Source organism: Mesorhizobium sangaii (genome assembly GCF_014207355.1).
Lineage (GTDB): Bacteria > Pseudomonadota > Alphaproteobacteria > Rhizobiales > Rhizobiaceae > Mesorhizobium > Mesorhizobium sangaii.
This window is the reverse complement of record NZ_JACHEF010000005.1, coordinates 501,584-515,545: the sequence shown is the minus strand read 5'-3', so window position 1 is coordinate 515,545 and position 13,962 is coordinate 501,584. Positions and strand designations below refer to the sequence as shown.

The 13,962-nt window shown below is 65.3% G+C and carries 17 protein-coding genes; 13 read left to right on the top strand and 4 right to left on the bottom strand.

The window, feature by feature from the left end; genetic code table 11:
* Positions 1–11 precede the first annotated feature (11 nt).
* Positions 12–791, top strand: coding sequence for an ATP-dependent DNA ligase (locus HNQ71_RS25315; protein WP_343068240.1), 780 nt, complete (start codon positions 12–14; stop codon positions 789–791).
* 107 nt (positions 792–898) lie between these two features.
* On the opposite strand, the gene HNQ71_RS25310 is transcribed toward HNQ71_RS25315, so the two are convergent.
* Positions 899–1,792, bottom strand: a complete 894-nt coding sequence (locus HNQ71_RS25310; RefSeq protein WP_184875497.1) for a LysR family transcriptional regulator — start codon at positions 1,790–1,792, stop codon at positions 899–901.
* A 154-nt stretch (positions 1,793–1,946) separates the two neighbouring features.
* On the opposite strand from HNQ71_RS25310, the gene HNQ71_RS25305 reads away from it, so the two are divergent.
* The 12 genes from HNQ71_RS25305 (at position 1,947) to arsK (ending at position 11,838) form a co-directional block, all read left to right on the top strand.
* Entirely contained in the window at positions 1,947–2,342 is a 396-nt protein-coding gene (locus HNQ71_RS25305) for a (R)-mandelonitrile lyase (protein ID WP_184875495.1), read from the top strand.
* Positions 2,343–2,358: 16 nt separating this feature from the next.
* Entirely contained in the window at positions 2,359–3,348 is a 990-nt protein-coding gene (locus HNQ71_RS25300) for an aldo/keto reductase (RefSeq protein ID WP_184875493.1), read from the top strand.
* A 17-nt stretch (positions 3,349–3,365) separates the two neighbouring features.
* Positions 3,366–4,106, top strand: a complete 741-nt coding sequence (locus HNQ71_RS25295) for an SDR family oxidoreductase (protein WP_184875491.1) — start codon at positions 3,366–3,368, stop codon at positions 4,104–4,106.
* Between the two features lie 318 nt (positions 4,107–4,424).
* Complete coding sequence (locus tag HNQ71_RS25290; RefSeq protein WP_184875489.1) at positions 4,425–5,858, top strand: aldehyde dehydrogenase family protein; 1,434 nt, start codon at positions 4,425–4,427, stop codon at positions 5,856–5,858.
* Between the two features lie 169 nt (positions 5,859–6,027).
* Positions 6,028–6,438: an MbcA/ParS/Xre antitoxin family protein gene (locus tag HNQ71_RS25285; RefSeq protein ID WP_184875487.1), complete on the top strand. Its 411-nt coding sequence runs from the start codon at positions 6,028–6,030 to the stop codon at positions 6,436–6,438.
* The gene (locus HNQ71_RS25280) at positions 6,432–7,130 is read left to right on the top strand and encodes an RES family NAD+ phosphorylase (RefSeq protein WP_184875485.1); all 699 of its coding nucleotides are present in this window, start codon (positions 6,432–6,434) and stop codon (positions 7,128–7,130) included. The genes HNQ71_RS25285 and HNQ71_RS25280 overlap by 7 nt, the downstream gene beginning before the upstream one ends.
* A gap of 112 nt (positions 7,131–7,242) precedes the next feature.
* Complete coding sequence (locus tag HNQ71_RS25275) at positions 7,243–7,575, top strand: ArsR/SmtB family transcription factor (RefSeq protein WP_184875483.1); 333 nt, start codon at positions 7,243–7,245, stop codon at positions 7,573–7,575.
* 10 nt (positions 7,576–7,585) lie between these two features.
* Positions 7,586–8,332 carry an aquaporin gene (locus HNQ71_RS25270; RefSeq protein WP_184875481.1) on the top strand — a complete coding sequence of 249 codons (747 nt, stop codon included), beginning with the start codon at positions 7,586–7,588 and terminating at the stop codon, positions 8,330–8,332.
* Entirely contained in the window at positions 8,329–8,751 is a 423-nt protein-coding gene (gene arsC / locus HNQ71_RS25265; protein WP_184875479.1) for an arsenate reductase (glutaredoxin), read from the top strand. The genes HNQ71_RS25270 and arsC overlap by 4 nt, the downstream gene beginning before the upstream one ends.
* A 63-nt stretch (positions 8,752–8,814) precedes the next feature.
* The gene (locus HNQ71_RS25260) at positions 8,815–9,135 is read left to right on the top strand and encodes an ArsR/SmtB family transcription factor (protein WP_184875477.1); all 321 of its coding nucleotides are present in this window, start codon (positions 8,815–8,817) and stop codon (positions 9,133–9,135) included.
* A 44-nt stretch (positions 9,136–9,179) separates the two neighbouring features.
* The gene (locus HNQ71_RS25255) at positions 9,180–10,604 is read left to right on the top strand and encodes an NAD(P)-binding domain-containing protein (RefSeq protein WP_184875475.1); all 1,425 of its coding nucleotides are present in this window, start codon (positions 9,180–9,182) and stop codon (positions 10,602–10,604) included.
* The gene (gene arsK / locus HNQ71_RS25250; protein WP_184875473.1) at positions 10,597–11,838 is read left to right on the top strand and encodes an arsenite efflux MFS transporter ArsK; all 1,242 of its coding nucleotides are present in this window, start codon (positions 10,597–10,599) and stop codon (positions 11,836–11,838) included. Before HNQ71_RS25255 ends, arsK begins: the two co-directional genes overlap by 8 nt.
* Positions 11,839–11,847: 9 nt before the next feature.
* Here the strand turns inward: arsK and HNQ71_RS25245 are convergent, their stop codons facing one another.
* The 3 genes from HNQ71_RS25245 to HNQ71_RS25235 are packed head-to-tail and all read right to left on the bottom strand — an operon-like array spanning position 11,848 to position 13,960.
* On the bottom strand, positions 11,848–12,591 hold the full coding sequence (locus HNQ71_RS25245) for an amino acid ABC transporter ATP-binding protein (protein WP_425492266.1): 744 nt from the start codon (positions 12,589–12,591) through the stop codon (positions 11,848–11,850).
* Between the two features lie 26 nt (positions 12,592–12,617).
* Entirely contained in the window at positions 12,618–13,292 is a 675-nt protein-coding gene (locus HNQ71_RS25240) for an amino acid ABC transporter permease (RefSeq protein ID WP_184875471.1), read from the bottom strand.
* Entirely contained in the window at positions 13,289–13,960 is a 672-nt protein-coding gene (locus HNQ71_RS25235; protein WP_184875469.1) for an amino acid ABC transporter permease, read from the bottom strand. Before HNQ71_RS25235 ends, HNQ71_RS25240 begins: the two co-directional genes overlap by 4 nt.
* Positions 13,961–13,962 lie beyond the last annotated feature (2 nt).

Below are 13,962 nucleotides of genomic sequence, written 5' to 3'. Positions count from 1 at the left end.
CGCCGCACCGAGTGCGATATGTACGCCAGGATAAATATTTGGATGCGAAGCTAACGACAATCCGGCCCCGTGCGCAGATGCTCGCAATGCTCGGCGGGGGCTCGGCACAGGCGGCAGGCGTCCATGTTGGGGGGATGTCGGGCTGCCTGTGCCGATCAGTCGCCGCTGCTCGGTCAAAGGTGGCGTCATTGAGTAAGCGTGCCAAGGTCAGCGGCGGCCGGCTGGAATTCATTCCGCCGCAGATCCCGACTCGGGTCGAGCGGCCGCCCGAAGGTGAGGGATGGGTTCACGAGGTCAAGCTTGACGGGTACCGAACGCAGATCATCATCGATAAAGGCGGCGTGCGTCTCTACAGCAAGAACGGTCGTGACTGGACCACGAAATACTGGCCTATCGCGCTGGCTGTCGAGCTGCCATGCCGGTCGGCTATTATCGACGGCGAAGTCATTGTGCCGGGCGAGCAGGGCGCTCCCGATTGCCCTGCGCTGGAAGCCGCGATCTGGAACGAACCGAGCCGGCTGGTGTTCGTCGCGTTCGACATCCTCCATCTCGACGGGCGCAATCTAACCTCCTTGCCCCTGCTGCGGCGCAAGCAGGCGCTGTGGCAACTGGTTGAGCACGGCCTCGGCAAGATCCAGTACAGCGAGCATTTCGAGGGCAATGCGCTGGCGATCTTCCGCGCCATCGACAAGGTCGAGATCATTATCTCGAAGCGCACCGACAGCCGCTACAGGAGCGGACCGTCGAACACATGGCTGAAGGCCAAATATTTCGAGGAAGCCGGTTCCTGATTGGGCGCTTCACCCAAAACCGCGGCGCACTTTGGGCGACATGGTTGGAACATGCCGCGGTCGTTGCTCAGCCGCTCGTCTTCCACCCCCTGCTTCGCCAACTCCAGCTAGCCGCGGTAGCGCAAGACGTCGACCAGCAGCGAGAAGGCGGGCGTCGCCTGCCGCCGGCTGGGGTAATAGAGGTGGTAGCCGGGGAAGGGCGGGCACCAGTCGGCGAGCACCCGCACGAGCCGGCCGTCGCCAAGGTGCGCGTGCACCTGGTCCTCGGGCAGGTAGGCGAGACCCAAGCCGGCAAGCACGGCATTCAACCGCAGCGCCGCCGTATTGAACACCAACTGGCCCTCGACCCGCACCTTCAATTCGCGTCCCGCCTTCTCGAATTCCCAGGCATAGAGCCCGCCATAGGTCGGTAGCCGCAGATTAATGCAATTGTGGGTGGTTAGGTCCTGCGGCGCGCGCGGCTTTGGCCGGGCGGCGAAGTAGGCCGGAGCGCCGACCACCGCCATGCGCATGTCGGGGCCGATGCGCACCGCGATCATGTCGCGCGCCACCTGTTCGCCAAGCCGCACGCCGGCGTCGTAGCGCTCGGCGACGATGTCGGTCAGGCCGTAATCGACGATGATCTCGATCCTGATGTCGGGATAGTCGGGCAGCAGCCTGGCGATCGCCGGCCACAGGACTGCATCAGCGGCGTGCTCGCCGGCGGTGATGCGGATGGTGCCGGCGGGTTTTTCGCGCAATGCGCTCAAGGCGGCGAGTTCCAACTCGATCTCGTCGAGCCTCGGTCCAATGCTTCGAGCCAGGCGCTCGCCGGCCTCGGTCGGCGAGACGCTGCGGGTGGTGCGGGTCAGAAGCCGCACGCCCAGCCGCTCCTCCAGCGCCCGCAATGTATGGCTGAGCGCCGATTGCGAGACGCCGAGCTTGGCCGCTGCGCGGGTGAAGCTCTGTTCGCGTGCGACGGCGAGGAAGGCGGTCAGCTCATTCAGATTGTCGCGCGGCATTCATGAGCCTTTCTCATAAGTACATGCCGGATATAGCAGCTAATCGCGACCAATCGCAGGCCCTAAATAAGCATCATCGTAATCGGGCGGCCCAAAGGCGGCGGCTCTGAGGCCGGCGGTCGTGTCTGGCCCCGCGTCGAGAAGGGATAAAACCTTGGATATCAAGCGAAGCGGCTCGCAGCCTTCCGGCAAAGGCCCCGGCGACTGGTTCACTGGTACTGTCCGCATCGATCCGCTGTTTCAAGCCATCGCGCCGGCGCGCGCGGCCGGCAACGCCGTTACCTTCGAGCCCGGCGCGCGTACCGCCTGGCACACCCATCCGCTCGGCCAGCTGCTGATCGTCACCACCGGCTGTGGCCGCGTGCAGCGCGAGGGCGGCCCGGTCGAGGAGATCCGGCCGGGCGACGTGGTTCGCTTTGAGCCGGGCGAGAAGCATTGGCATGGCGCGGCCCCGACCACTGCCATGACCCACATCGCCGTCCAGGAAGCGCTCGACGGCAAGGCCGTCGACTGGATGGAGAAGGTCACCGACGCGCAATACCAGGCCTGAACAAAGGAGAACAACAATGCAAAAGCGCACACTTGGAAAAAGCGGTCTCGAAGTCTCGGCCATCGGGCTGGGCTGCATGGGGATGAGTCAATCCTACGGGGCACCGATGGAGACGTCGGATGCTGTCCGCCTGATCCGCTCCGCGTTCGAGCGCGGCGTTACGTTCTTCGACACTGCGGAGGTCTATGGTCCGTTCAAGAACGAGGAGGTCGTCGGTGAGGCGCTGCAGCCGATCCGCGACAAGGTGGTGATTGCCACCAAGTTCGGCATCGACATCGCCGGTACAGCCGGACACGACGGCATGGACAGCCGGCCGGAGCATATTCGCGAGGTCGTCGAGGCCTCGCTGAAGCGGCTGAGGACCGACCACATCGACCTCCTCTACCAGCACCGCGTCGATCCGGTCGTGCCTATCGAAGAGGTGGCGGGCGCGGTGAAGGAATTGATCAGCCAAGGCAAGGTGAAGCATTTCGGCCTCTCAGAAGCGGGCGTGCGCGCCATCCGTCGCGCGCATGCGGTGCAGCCAGTCGCCGCACTGCAAAGCGAATACTCGCTGTGGTGGCGTGAACCCGAGGAGGCGATCCTGCCGGTCCTCGAAGAACTGGGGATCGGCTTCGTGCCCTTCAGCCCGCTTGGCAAGGGCTTCCTCACCGGCGCCATCGACGCCAGCACGACGTTCGACAACAGCGACTTCCGCAACACCGTTCCGCGTTTTGCAGAAGAGGCCCGGAAGGCGAATCAGGCGCTGGTCGATGCAATCGTCGCGATCGCAGCCGGGAAGAAGGTGACCCCCGCACAGGTCGCGCTCGCCTGGTTGCTGGCTCGCAAGCCGTGGATTGTTCCGATCCCCGGCACCACGAAGCTCAATCGCCTAGAGGAGAACATCGGATCGGCTGCCGTTGCGCTGACGGTGGACGATCTTCGCGGTATCGAGAGCGCGGTCTCGGCGATTGCCGTGCAGGGAGAGCGTTACTCGCCGCAACAAGCGGCGAGGATCGATCGCTGAAGCGGAAGGAAAATCCCATGAGCGAGAACATCAAGGACAAGGTCGTCGTCATCACCGGCGCCAGCAGCGGGCTGGGGGAGGCGGCCGCACGGCTTCTGGCGAAAGAGGGCGCGAAGCTGGTGCTGGGCGCGCGGCGCGTCGACCGGCTGCAGGCCCTCGCCGAAGAGCTGTCGCTGGGCCTGGACGCCATCCTGGCGACCGACGTGACCGATGTCGCCCAGGTCCGGCGTCTGGTCGATCATGCGGTCAAGGTCCATGGCCGCGTCGACGTCATCATCAACAATGCCGGCCTGATGCCGCACTCGCCGCTGGAGCGCGGCAAGGTCGAGGACTGGGACCGGATGATCGACGTCAACATCAAGGGCGTGCTCTACGGCATTGCCGCAGTGCTGCCGCACATGAAGACGCAGAAGAGCGGCCATATCATCAACGTCTCGTCGGTCGCCGGCCACAAGGTGGGGCCGGGCGGCGCCGTCTATGCCGCCACCAAGCACGCCGTGCGTATCATCTCGGAGGGCCTGCGCCAGGAGGTAAAACCCTACAACATCCGAACCACCATCATCTCGCCCGGCGCGGTGGCGACCGAATTGCCCGACAGCGTCACCGAGCCCGATGTCGCCGAAGGTGTGCGCGCGCTCTACGACCGGGTGGCCATCCCTGCCGATTCCTTCGCCAGGACCGTGGTGTTCGCCATGAGCCAGCCGGACGAGGTCGACATCAACGAGATCCTGTTCCGACCGACTGCCCAGGAATATTGACCGGGGCGAAGAGCGCGGACGACTGCGGCTTTCGTCAATCTTCGACGTTGCAGGGAAAAGAGACGGCGTCCGAACTGCCAATCTCCCTCCTTGTGGGAGAGATGTCCGGCAGGACAGAGGGGGGGCGCGAAGGAACTCGACGGCAGGTTTTCACGGCTTCCCATAGGTGAACGACTTCGCCCCAGGACGACGAAGGCAAATTGCACACGCTGGCTCAATCACTTGGCTCTTGCGTTTGACAGCGGCGTTTGTGCATCGTTATCTCCAGCCACATATGACGGCCGGCAAAGCCATGCGGCGCACCCCAAGGAGAAAACCATGTCACACAATCTGCAGTTCTATATCGATGGCGCGTGGGTCGATCCTGTTGTGCCCAATACATTCGACGTCATCGACCCATCGAACGAGGATGCCTTCGCGCAGATCTCGCTCGGTTCCAAGGCCGATGTCGACAAGGCGGTGGCCGCCGCCAAGCGCGCCTTCAACACATTTGGCTTCACCGAGGTCGGCGAGCGGCTCGAACTGTTGAACCGCATCATCGAGGTCTACAAGAAACGCAGCGCCGATCTGGCGCTCGCCGTGTCGCGCGAAATGGGCGCGCCGCGCCAGTTCGCGCTCGACAGCCAGGTCGGCGTCGGCCTCGCGCATCTGCAGAAGATGGCCGACGTGCTGAAGAGCTTCGAGTTCCGCCATGTCAAGGGCAACTCGCTGGTGGTCAAGGAGCCGATCGGCGTCGTCGGCCTGATCACGCCGTGGAACTGGCCGCTCAACCAGATCACCTGCAAGGTCGGTCCCGCCCTTGCCGCCGGCTGCACCATGGTCCTGAAGCCGTCCGAAATCGCGCCGCTCGACGGCATCATCTTCGCCGAAATCCTGGACGAGGCCGGGGTGCCGAAGGGCGTCTTCAACCTCGTCAATGGCGACGGACCGGGCGTCGGCCAGGCGCTGTCCAGCCACCCCGACATCGACATGATGTCGTTCACCGGTTCGACCCGCGCCGGCATCCTGGTGGCCAAGGCCGCCGCCGATACAGTCAAGCGCGTGCATCAGGAACTCGGCGGCAAGTCAGCCAACATCCTGTTTGGGGATGTCGATCTTGCGAAGGCCGTCACCAAGGGCGTCGCCGGCTGCTTCGGCAACAGCGGCCAGTCCTGCAACGCGCCGACGCGCATGTTCGTGCCGCGCGACCGCCACGACGAGGCCGCCGGCTATGCCAAGGCCGCGGCTGAAAAGTTCACCGTCGGCCCGGCCGACGCGGCCGGCACCAAGCTTGGCCCGGTCGTCAGCCAGGTCCAGTTCGACAAGATCCAGGAGCTGATCCAGAGCGGCATCGAAGAAGGTGCCACGCTGGTCGCCGGTGGCCCCGGCCGTCCGGCCGAACTCAACCGCGGCTATTATGTCCGGCCGACCGTGTTCGCCGACGTCACCCACGACATGCGGATCGCGCGCGAGGAGGTCTTCGGACCGGTGCTGGCGATCATGCCCTATGACAGCGTCGAGGAGGTGATCGAAACCGCCAACGATACGGTCTACGGCCTTGCCTCCTACATCCAGGCCAAGGACATGCAGAAGGCGCGCGAAGTGGCGGCACGCATGCGCACCGGCAATGTCTACATCAACTATCCGACCTGGGACGCCGGCCTGCCGTTCGGCGGCTACAAGCAGTCGGGCAACGGCCGCGAGTATGCCGAATACGGGCTCGAGGATTTCCTCGAGATCAAGGGCATCGCCGGCTACGAGGCGGCGGAATAGGCACGACGCAGTTCCGGGCCGGCGGCAATGCCGGCCGGTCCTGCAATTGAGGGCGCGGTCCGGCTGGTTGGATGGGGATTGACGGTAGGCGTCCGATCCTCGCGTTGGATCTGTTTCTTGCCAATTGGCAAATGCGTGCTATATATCTGCCAATAGCGAGGACGCAAAAATGCAGCTTCAGCCCATAGTCAACACGCCGGCCACGGTTGGAAGCGCCATTTCGGATGAAGAGGCGGGCGCGCTGGCGCGCACCACCGTCAACCTGTTCAAGGCGTGGGGCCTCACCGACCTGGAGACCTGCATCCTGCTCGGCGGCATGTCGGCGCGCACCTGGGCGCGCTGGAAGGAAGGCGGCGTCGGCAGGATCGACCGCGACCTGCGCACCCGCATGGCGCACCTGATGGGCATCCACAAAGGCCTGCGCTATCTCTTTACGGAGCCTGCGCGCGGCTATGCCTGGATCCGCAAGCCCAATGCCGCTTTCGGCGGCCAGTCGGCGCTCGACCTGATGCTGCGCGGCGAAATCTCCGACCTTGCCGCGATGCGCGAATGGCTCGATGCGGAGCGTGGTGCATGGTGAGTGGGCTCGCGGTCCGGCGCCGCGTCCACTGGCATCAGACCTTCCGCATCATCCGCTCCATCCATCCGCCAATCGACCTCTTCGAGGACATTGCCGACCCGCGTGACTGGGAGGCGCTGGCCGCGGTCGAGGCGAAGACCAACCCGCGCATCAGGCTCGAGATCGGCGACCTTGGCAAGGTGGCGGCCACAAGGCGGGTCTCCGGCCCTGGCGCCAGCTTCGTGATGGCGCCCTTCGTGCATTGTTCGACCCTGCGTCCCGGTCGGTTCTCGGATGGCAGCTACGGGATCTACTATGCCGGCGACAGCGAAGAGGTGGCGCTCGCCGAGACCATTCACCACCACCAGAAATTCATGCGCGCCACCAACGAGGATCCGGGCTGGACGGCGGATTTCCGCGTGCTGATCGGCAGCGTCGACCGCGACCTCGACGACGTGAACGCGGTGCCCGGCGTGCTCGATCCGGACGACTACACCGCCTCGCAAGCGGAGGGGCGGGCGCTGCGGGCGACCGGCAGCGACGGGCTGGTGTGGAACAGCGTGCGCATGCCGGGCGGCGGCTGCATCGGCATCTTCTGGCCCGACGCCATCACCATTCCGGTCCAGGGCCGGCATTACAGCTATCACTGGGACGGCGCCCGCGTGGATTTCGTGCGCGAGCACGATACGGGCAAGGTGCTGGCCGTCACCTGACAGCTGGCGAGGGCGGATTGCGTCTGCGGTGAAGACCTGCCTGCAGCCGTCCGAGATCAGACTTTACAGGTCGCGGGTAAGTCGATATCCATGAATCCAAGGATTCGGATATATGGATAAAAAAGACACGTTGAACGCGCTGGCGGCCCTTGGCCAGGAGACGCGGCTGGATGTGTTCCGGCTGCTCGTCCGCGCCGGTCCGGAAGGCATTCCGGCGGGCGAGATCGCCACAAGGCTGGATACGGTCCAGAACACCATGTCGGCGCATCTGAAGGTGCTTGCCCATGCCGGGCTGATCCGCCCCGAACGCGATGGCCGGATCGTGCGCTACGTCGCCGACATGACCGGGTTTCGGGACCTCCTGGCCTTTCTGATGGAAGATTGCTGCAACGGCGCGCCGGAACTCTGCCGTCCCATCATCAATGCCGTGACCTGTGACTGCTAGGAGCATGCCGATGAGCGAAGTGGCTGGACGAGATCGCCTGCACCCTGCCGATGGCCTGCTGAACGCCGTCGCGCCCGACCTGACACGCCGCTGCGTTGCCGAAGCGCTGGGGACGGGGCTGCTGGTCGCGACCGTGGTCGGCTCCGGCATCATGGCATCCCGGTTGACGCATGACGTTGCCATTTCACTGCTCGGCAACACGCTGCCGACGGGAGCGATCCTTGTCGTGCTGATCACGATACTCGGGCCGGTTTCAGGAGCGCATTTCAATCCGGCGGTCACGCTGGTGTTCGCGCTCCGCCGCGAAATCGAGGCGAGGGCGGCGCTCGCCTATGTCGTCGCCCAAATCGTCGGCGGCATCGTCGGGACGTTTCTGGCCCACGCCATGTTCGAACTGCCGATCCTGCAGGCCTCCGTGACGGTACGGACCGGAGCCGGGCAATGGCTCGCCGAGGCAGTCGCAGCCTTCGGGCTCGTCTTCACCATCCTAGCAGGCCTGCGCTTCCGCTCCGTCGCGATCCCCTGGCTGGTCGGGCTCTACATAACGGCCGCCTACTGGTTCACGGCCTCGACCTCATTCGCCAATCCGGCCGTCGCGATCGCCCGTGCCTTGTCGGACACGTTTTCCGGCATCCGCCCGGTCGACCTGCCGGGTTTCATATCAGCCGAATTGCTGGGCGCGCTGCTGGCCATGGCCCTGGCCGGCTGGCTGCTTGCCGAACCGAAGCCAACCAGACAGATGCAGGCCGCGAAATGACCATCACCATCTATCACAATCCCGATTGCGGCACCTCGCGCAACACGCTGGCCATTATCCGCCAGTCGGGCGAGGAACCGGAAGTGATCGAGTATCTGAAGACGCCGCCGTCACGCCAAAAGCTGGTCGAGTTGATCGCTGCTATGGGCATGACGCCGCGCGAGCTGCTGCGCGAGAAGGGCACGCCCTACGCCGAACTCGGCCTCGCCGATCCGAAATGGTCCGACGACGATATCCTCGATTTCATGCTGGCGCATCCGATCCTGATCAACCGGCCGATCGTGGTGAGCCCGCTCGGCGTGGTGCTGGCGCGGCCGTCGGAAAAGGTGCTCGACATCCTGCCCACCCCGGACATCGGCGCGTTCACCAAGGAGGACGGCGAGGTGGTCTTCGACGCCTCGGGCAAGCGGGTCGGCTGACGCTATTTCCATATTTTTCGAAATTTGGTTGACGGTTCGACGGATGCAACGTAGCCTATTTCGATGAAACTCGAAAAAGCAGCTGCCCAGCTCGAAGCGCTCGGCAATCCGACGCGGCTTCAGCTTTACCGGATCCTCGTGCGCGCCGGTGACGGCGGGCTTGCCGTCGGCAGCGTCCAGGGCAAGCTCGATATTCCGTCCTCGACGCTGTCGCATCACCTCAAGCGGCTGGTCGACACCGGCCTTGTTACGCAGGAACGGCAAGCGACGACGCTGATCTGCCGCGCCAACTATCCCGGCATGAATGCGCTGATCGGCTATCTCGCCGACGAGTGCTGCGCGGATGCCGCCTGCGCGCCCGCCGTCGGGAAAGCGCTGGCCTGATTTTTTTCGCTTTGTAATTCGAAGATACCGGAAGGATCGAACATATGAACATGATGGCAAACCTTCCCGTCGTGGTGATCGGCGCAGGTCCGGTCGGCCTCGCCGCCGCCGCGCATCTCGTCGAACGCGGCATCCGTCCGCTGATCCTCGAACGCGGCGAAAGCGTTGGCGCCGCACTGCTCGAATGGGGCCACGTACGGGTGTTCTCGCCATGGCAATACAATATCGACGCGGCGGCGCGGGCGCTGCTCGACCGCTCCGGCTGGACGGCGCCAGACATGCGAGGCCTGCCGACCGGCGGCGAGATCGTGCGCGATTATCTGGGGCCGCTTGCCGCACTTGCCAGCATTGCCGCCAATTTGAAGCTCGGCGCCGAGGTCACGGCGATCACCCGCCAGGGACATGACAAGGTTGCCAATGACGGTCGCAAGGATGCTCCCTTCGTCATCCGCTATCGCGATGCGGGCGGCGAGCACCGCGTTCTCGCGCGCGCCGCAATCGACGCATCCGGAACATGGTCGCGGCCCAACCCCATCGGCGTCGACGGGTTGCCGGTTGCCGGCGAAGACGCGGCTTGCGGACACATTGCCTATGGCATTCCCGACGTGGTCGGCAAGGCCAGGGAGAGCTATGCGGGCAAGCGTGTCCTCGTCATTGGCGGCGGGCACTCGGCGATCAACGTCGCCCTGGCGCTCATGGAGCTGCAGGACGCAGCGCCCGGCACCGAGATTTTTTGGGCGCTGCGTCACGCCAGCGTCGACCGGCTGCTTGGCGGCGGGCTGAACGACCAGTTGCCCGAACGTGGCGCGCTTGGCCTCGCCGCCAAGCAGGCGATGGCGGATGGAAGGCTGAACATGCTGGCGGCCTTCGCCGTCAACCACATCGAAATGCAAGGCGAGGGGCTTGCCGTCGACGCCAGCCTGGCCGGCAAGCCATTCAGCCTTTCCGTCGACCGGATCGTCGTCACCACCGGCTTCCGGCCCGACCTGTCGTTCCTCGGCGAAATCCGTATCGCGCTCGATCCGGCCGTCGAAGCGCCGCCGGCGCTGGCGCCGCTGATCGATCCGAATTTCCACTCGTGCGGCACGGTTCCCGCGCATGGCATCCGGGAACTTGCCCATCCCGAGCCTGGCTTCACCATCGTCGGCTCGAAATCCTACGGCCGCGCCCCGACCTTCCTGATGGCGACCGGCTACGAGCAGGTCCGCTCGGTGGTCGCCGACATTGCCGGTGACCATGTCGCGGCCCGCGAAGTGCGGCTGGTGCTGCCGGAAACCGGCGTCTGCAGCGCCGATGTCGTGACGGGATCCGACAGTGCTGGTTGTTGCGGCGGGCCCGCACCCGCCAATGTCGACGCCTGCTGCGTCGAGGACGCGGGCGCCAAGGCAAAGGGCGCGTCCGGCTGCGGCTGCGCGACGGGCCCATCGGTTGGCGCCAAGGCGACGGAAGCCGTGGGCGTCGATGCCTGACCGGTCTGTCCTGCGCAAGGCGATATGGGCGCTCGGGCTGACGCAGATCATCGGCTACGGCACGCTCTATTACAGCTTCTCGATCCTGGCGCCGGCGATGGCCAGGGAGTTCGGTCTCACGGAAGGGTGGGTGTTCGGCGCGCTGTCCGCCTCGCTGTTTGCCGGCAGCCTGTTCGCGCCCACGGCCGGGTGCTGGGCCGACCGCTTCGGCGCCGGGCGCATCATGACCATCGGTTCGGTCGCGACAGCCGTCGCGCTGGCCCTGTGCGCCGTCTCGCCCGGCCGCGTGACCTTTGTTATGGCCTTGCTGGCGATGGAGCTGGCCTCCAGTTTCGTCCTCTACAGCGCCGCCTTCGTGGCGATCGTGCAGATCGGGGTTCCCCGGCCGCAACGCAGCATCACCCACCTGACGCTCATCGCGGGGTTCGCCTCGACCTTGTTCTGGCCGCTGACCTCGGCGCTGCATGCGGATTTGACATGGCGCGAGGTCTATCTGCTGTTCGCGGCGCTCAATCTCGGGCTCTGCCTGCCGATCCACGCCTGGCTGATGCGCCTGTCGCGCCGTCACGCGACGGCCACGCCGCAAGAGCGCGTGCCGACCCATGAAGCGGGCGCGGCACTCGATCCGAGACGCGGGCGACCCGCGTTCCTGCTGATGCTGGCGGGGTTCGCCACCGAGGGCTTCGTGCTGTCGGCGATCCTCATCCACATGGTGCCGCTGACGGCGGCACTTGGGCTCGGCACGGCCGGTCTCTTCGTTTCGACCCTGTTCGGGCCGGCGCAGGTCGCCAGCCGGTTGATCAACATGCTGTTCGGCGGGCGCCTTCAGCAAACGCATCTCGCCGTCATCGCCGCGTCGCTGCTGACGGCCGGGCTGGGCACGCTGCTGTTGACCAGGCCATGGCTGCCGGGCGCCTTCCTGTTCGTGCTGCTGTTCGGCCTCGGTTCCGGCCTCACCAGCATCGTCGGGGGTACCTTGCCACTCGAACTCTTCGGCCGCGAAGGCTATGGCGCGCGGCTGGGATGGGCGAGCGCTGCCCGCCAGTTCACCTCGGCCTTCGCGCCGTTCGCGCTCGCCTTCATGATGGCGCGGACATCCGTCGCCAATTCGCTGTGGGTGCTGGTGGTCGTCGCTGCGACCGGAGTCATCGCCTTCTCCGCCATTGCGCTGCTGAGACTGGGCGAACGCCGGGTTAAGTTTGCGATTGGCGGCAGCCCGGAAGAGGCGAGCTAGCCCGGATACTTAGTGTCGCAGGATCTTGCTCAGGAAAGCGCGGCTGCGGTCGGTCTTGGGGTGCGAGAAGAATTCGTCCGGCGTGCCGCTTTCGACGATGGCGCCGGCATCCATGAACACCACGCGCTGGGCGACCTTGCGGGCAAAGCCCATCTCATGCGTCACCACCATCATGGTCATGCCTTCCTCGGCGACCGCCACCATGACGTCGAGCACTTCCGAAATCATCTCGGGGTCTAGTGCCGAGGTCGGCTCGTCGAACAGCATGATCTTGGGCCGCATGCCGAGGCAACGCGCGATCGCCACGCGCTGCTGCTGGCCGCCGGAGAGCTGCGCCGGATAGGCGTTGACCTTGTCGGCGAGGCCGACCTTGGCCAGCAATTCGCGCCCGGCCTTTTCAGCCTCGGTGCGCGGGATCTTGCGGACATGGATGGGGGCGAGCGTGACGTTTTCGAGCGCCGTCTTGTGCGGATAGAGGTTGAACGACTGGAAGACGAAGCCGATCTCGGTGCGCAGCTGCGTCATGTTGGTGGCGGGGTTGCCGAGGCGCTGGCCGTCGACAACGAGATCGCCGTCCTTGATCGCCTCCAGGCCGTTGACGCAGCGGATCAGCGTGCTCTTGCCCGAGCCGCTCGGGCCGCAGACGACGACCACCTCGCGCGGCTCGACGCTGAGCGTGATGTCCTTCAGCACGTTGAGCTCGCCGAACCATTTGTTGACGCCGCGAAAGTCGATCATACCGGTTTTGGTCATATTTGCCGGACCTTTGGGGTTCGCTGTCACAGCTGCACCTCGCCATGCGCCGCGCCCATGCGGCGCTCGAGCCGGCGGGCGAGCATGATCAGGGGATAGCAGACGATGAAGTAGCCGACGCCGACGAGGAAGAAGACCAGCAAGCCGTTGGGCACACGCTGCACCACCAGCCAGCCGACGCGGGTGAGGTCGGTAAGCCCGATCGCCGAGACGACCGAAGAGTCCTTGATCAGCAGCACATATTGTCCGACCAGCGGCGGCAGCACGATGCGCATCGCCTGCGGCAGCACCACCTGGCGCATGCGTTGCCAGCGCGACAGGCCGGACGCCAGTGCTGCCTCGACCTGGCCGGTCGGCACCGAACGAATGCCGGCGGCGACGATCTCGCAGATGAAGCAGGCGGCAAGGTTTGTCAGCGCGATGATGCCAGCGGTGAAGGCGTCAAGCTCGATGCCGAGCTCCGGCAGGATGAAGAAGATCAGGAAGATCTGCACCAGGAAAGGCGTGCCGCGGATCAGGTCGACCCAGGCGCCGATGAGGCTGCCGACCAGCCGGTTGCCGCCGGTGCGCAGGATGCCGAGACCGAAGCCGAGCAGCGTGCCGAGCACTAGGCTGATCAGCGACAGCACCACCGTCATGCCGAGGCCGCGCAGCGCCAAGGGATAGCTGCCGGCGAGGCTTTGCAGCTGTTGCCAGATCATGTCCGCGCCCCCGCCGTGCCGAGCCAGCGACCGGAGAGAGCAGCCAGCCCCTTCAGGCAGTAATAGAGCAGCAGGTAGAAGGCGGCGATTGTGAGGAAACCTTCCGCCGGCATGAAGCGATCAGAGGCGAGCAGCTGGCCGGCACGGGTAAGTTCGGCAACCGAGATCAGCGACAGAAGTGCCGAATCCTTGACCAGCACGATCGCCTGTCCAAGCAGCGGCGGGATCGTCACCTTGAAGGCTTGCGGCAGGATGACCAGGCGCATGCGCTGGACATAGGTCATGCCCGAGGCGACGCTGGCTTCGACCTGGCCGCGCGGGATCGACAGGATGCCGGCACGAATGATTTCAGCGACATAGGCGCCGCTGTTGAGCGACAGCGCGAGGATGCCGACGACCAACTCGGGCAGGACGAAGCCGAGCCGGGGCAGGCCGAAATAGAGGAAATAGAGCTGCGCCAGCAAAGGCGTGGCGCGCACGGCGTCGATATAGGCCTTGGCCGGGGCACGAAACAGCCAGCCGCGCTGCAGGTTCATGGCGCACAGCACGATGCCAACGGCAAGCGCGCCGACAAAGGACAGCGCCGACAGCCACACGGTCGTGACCAGGCCCTGCCCGAACAGCGGCAGATATTCGACGATGCTGCGGAAACTGAAATTTTCGAGCATCG

What these genes read in the sequence shown, in the direction of transcription:
- HNQ71_RS25310 (WP_184875497.1), bottom strand. Translation starts at nt 1,792, where the DNA reads ATGCCGCGCGACAATCTGAATGAGCTGACCGCCTTCCTCGCCGTCGCA.
- HNQ71_RS25300 (WP_184875493.1), top strand. Translation starts at nt 2,359, where the DNA reads ATGCAAAAGCGCACACTTGGAAAAAGCGGTCTCGAAGTCTCGGCCATC.
- HNQ71_RS25295 (WP_184875491.1), top strand. Translation starts at nt 3,366, where the DNA reads ATGAGCGAGAACATCAAGGACAAGGTCGTCGTCATCACCGGCGCCAGC.
- HNQ71_RS25290 (WP_184875489.1), top strand. Translation starts at nt 4,425, where the DNA reads ATGTCACACAATCTGCAGTTCTATATCGATGGCGCGTGGGTCGATCCT.
- HNQ71_RS25285 (WP_184875487.1), top strand. Translation starts at nt 6,028, where the DNA reads ATGCAGCTTCAGCCCATAGTCAACACGCCGGCCACGGTTGGAAGCGCC.
- HNQ71_RS25280 (WP_184875485.1), top strand. Translation starts at nt 6,432, where the DNA reads ATGGTGAGTGGGCTCGCGGTCCGGCGCCGCGTCCACTGGCATCAGACC.
- HNQ71_RS25275 (WP_184875483.1), top strand. Translation starts at nt 7,243, where the DNA reads ATGGATAAAAAAGACACGTTGAACGCGCTGGCGGCCCTTGGCCAGGAG.
- HNQ71_RS25270 (WP_184875481.1), top strand. Translation starts at nt 7,586, where the DNA reads ATGAGCGAAGTGGCTGGACGAGATCGCCTGCACCCTGCCGATGGCCTG.
- arsC (WP_184875479.1), top strand. Translation starts at nt 8,329, where the DNA reads ATGACCATCACCATCTATCACAATCCCGATTGCGGCACCTCGCGCAAC.
- HNQ71_RS25260 (WP_184875477.1), top strand. Translation starts at nt 8,815, where the DNA reads ATGAAACTCGAAAAAGCAGCTGCCCAGCTCGAAGCGCTCGGCAATCCG.
- HNQ71_RS25255 (WP_184875475.1), top strand. Translation starts at nt 9,180, where the DNA reads ATGAACATGATGGCAAACCTTCCCGTCGTGGTGATCGGCGCAGGTCCG.
- arsK (WP_184875473.1), top strand. Translation starts at nt 10,597, where the DNA reads ATGCCTGACCGGTCTGTCCTGCGCAAGGCGATATGGGCGCTCGGGCTG.
- HNQ71_RS25245 (WP_425492266.1), bottom strand. Translation starts at nt 12,591, where the DNA reads ATGACCAAAACCGGTATGATCGACTTTCGCGGCGTCAACAAATGGTTC.
- HNQ71_RS25240 (WP_184875471.1), bottom strand. Translation starts at nt 13,292, where the DNA reads ATGATCTGGCAACAGCTGCAAAGCCTCGCCGGCAGCTATCCCTTGGCG.
- HNQ71_RS25235 (WP_184875469.1), bottom strand. Translation starts at nt 13,960, where the DNA reads ATGCTCGAAAATTTCAGTTTCCGCAGCATCGTCGAATATCTGCCGCTG.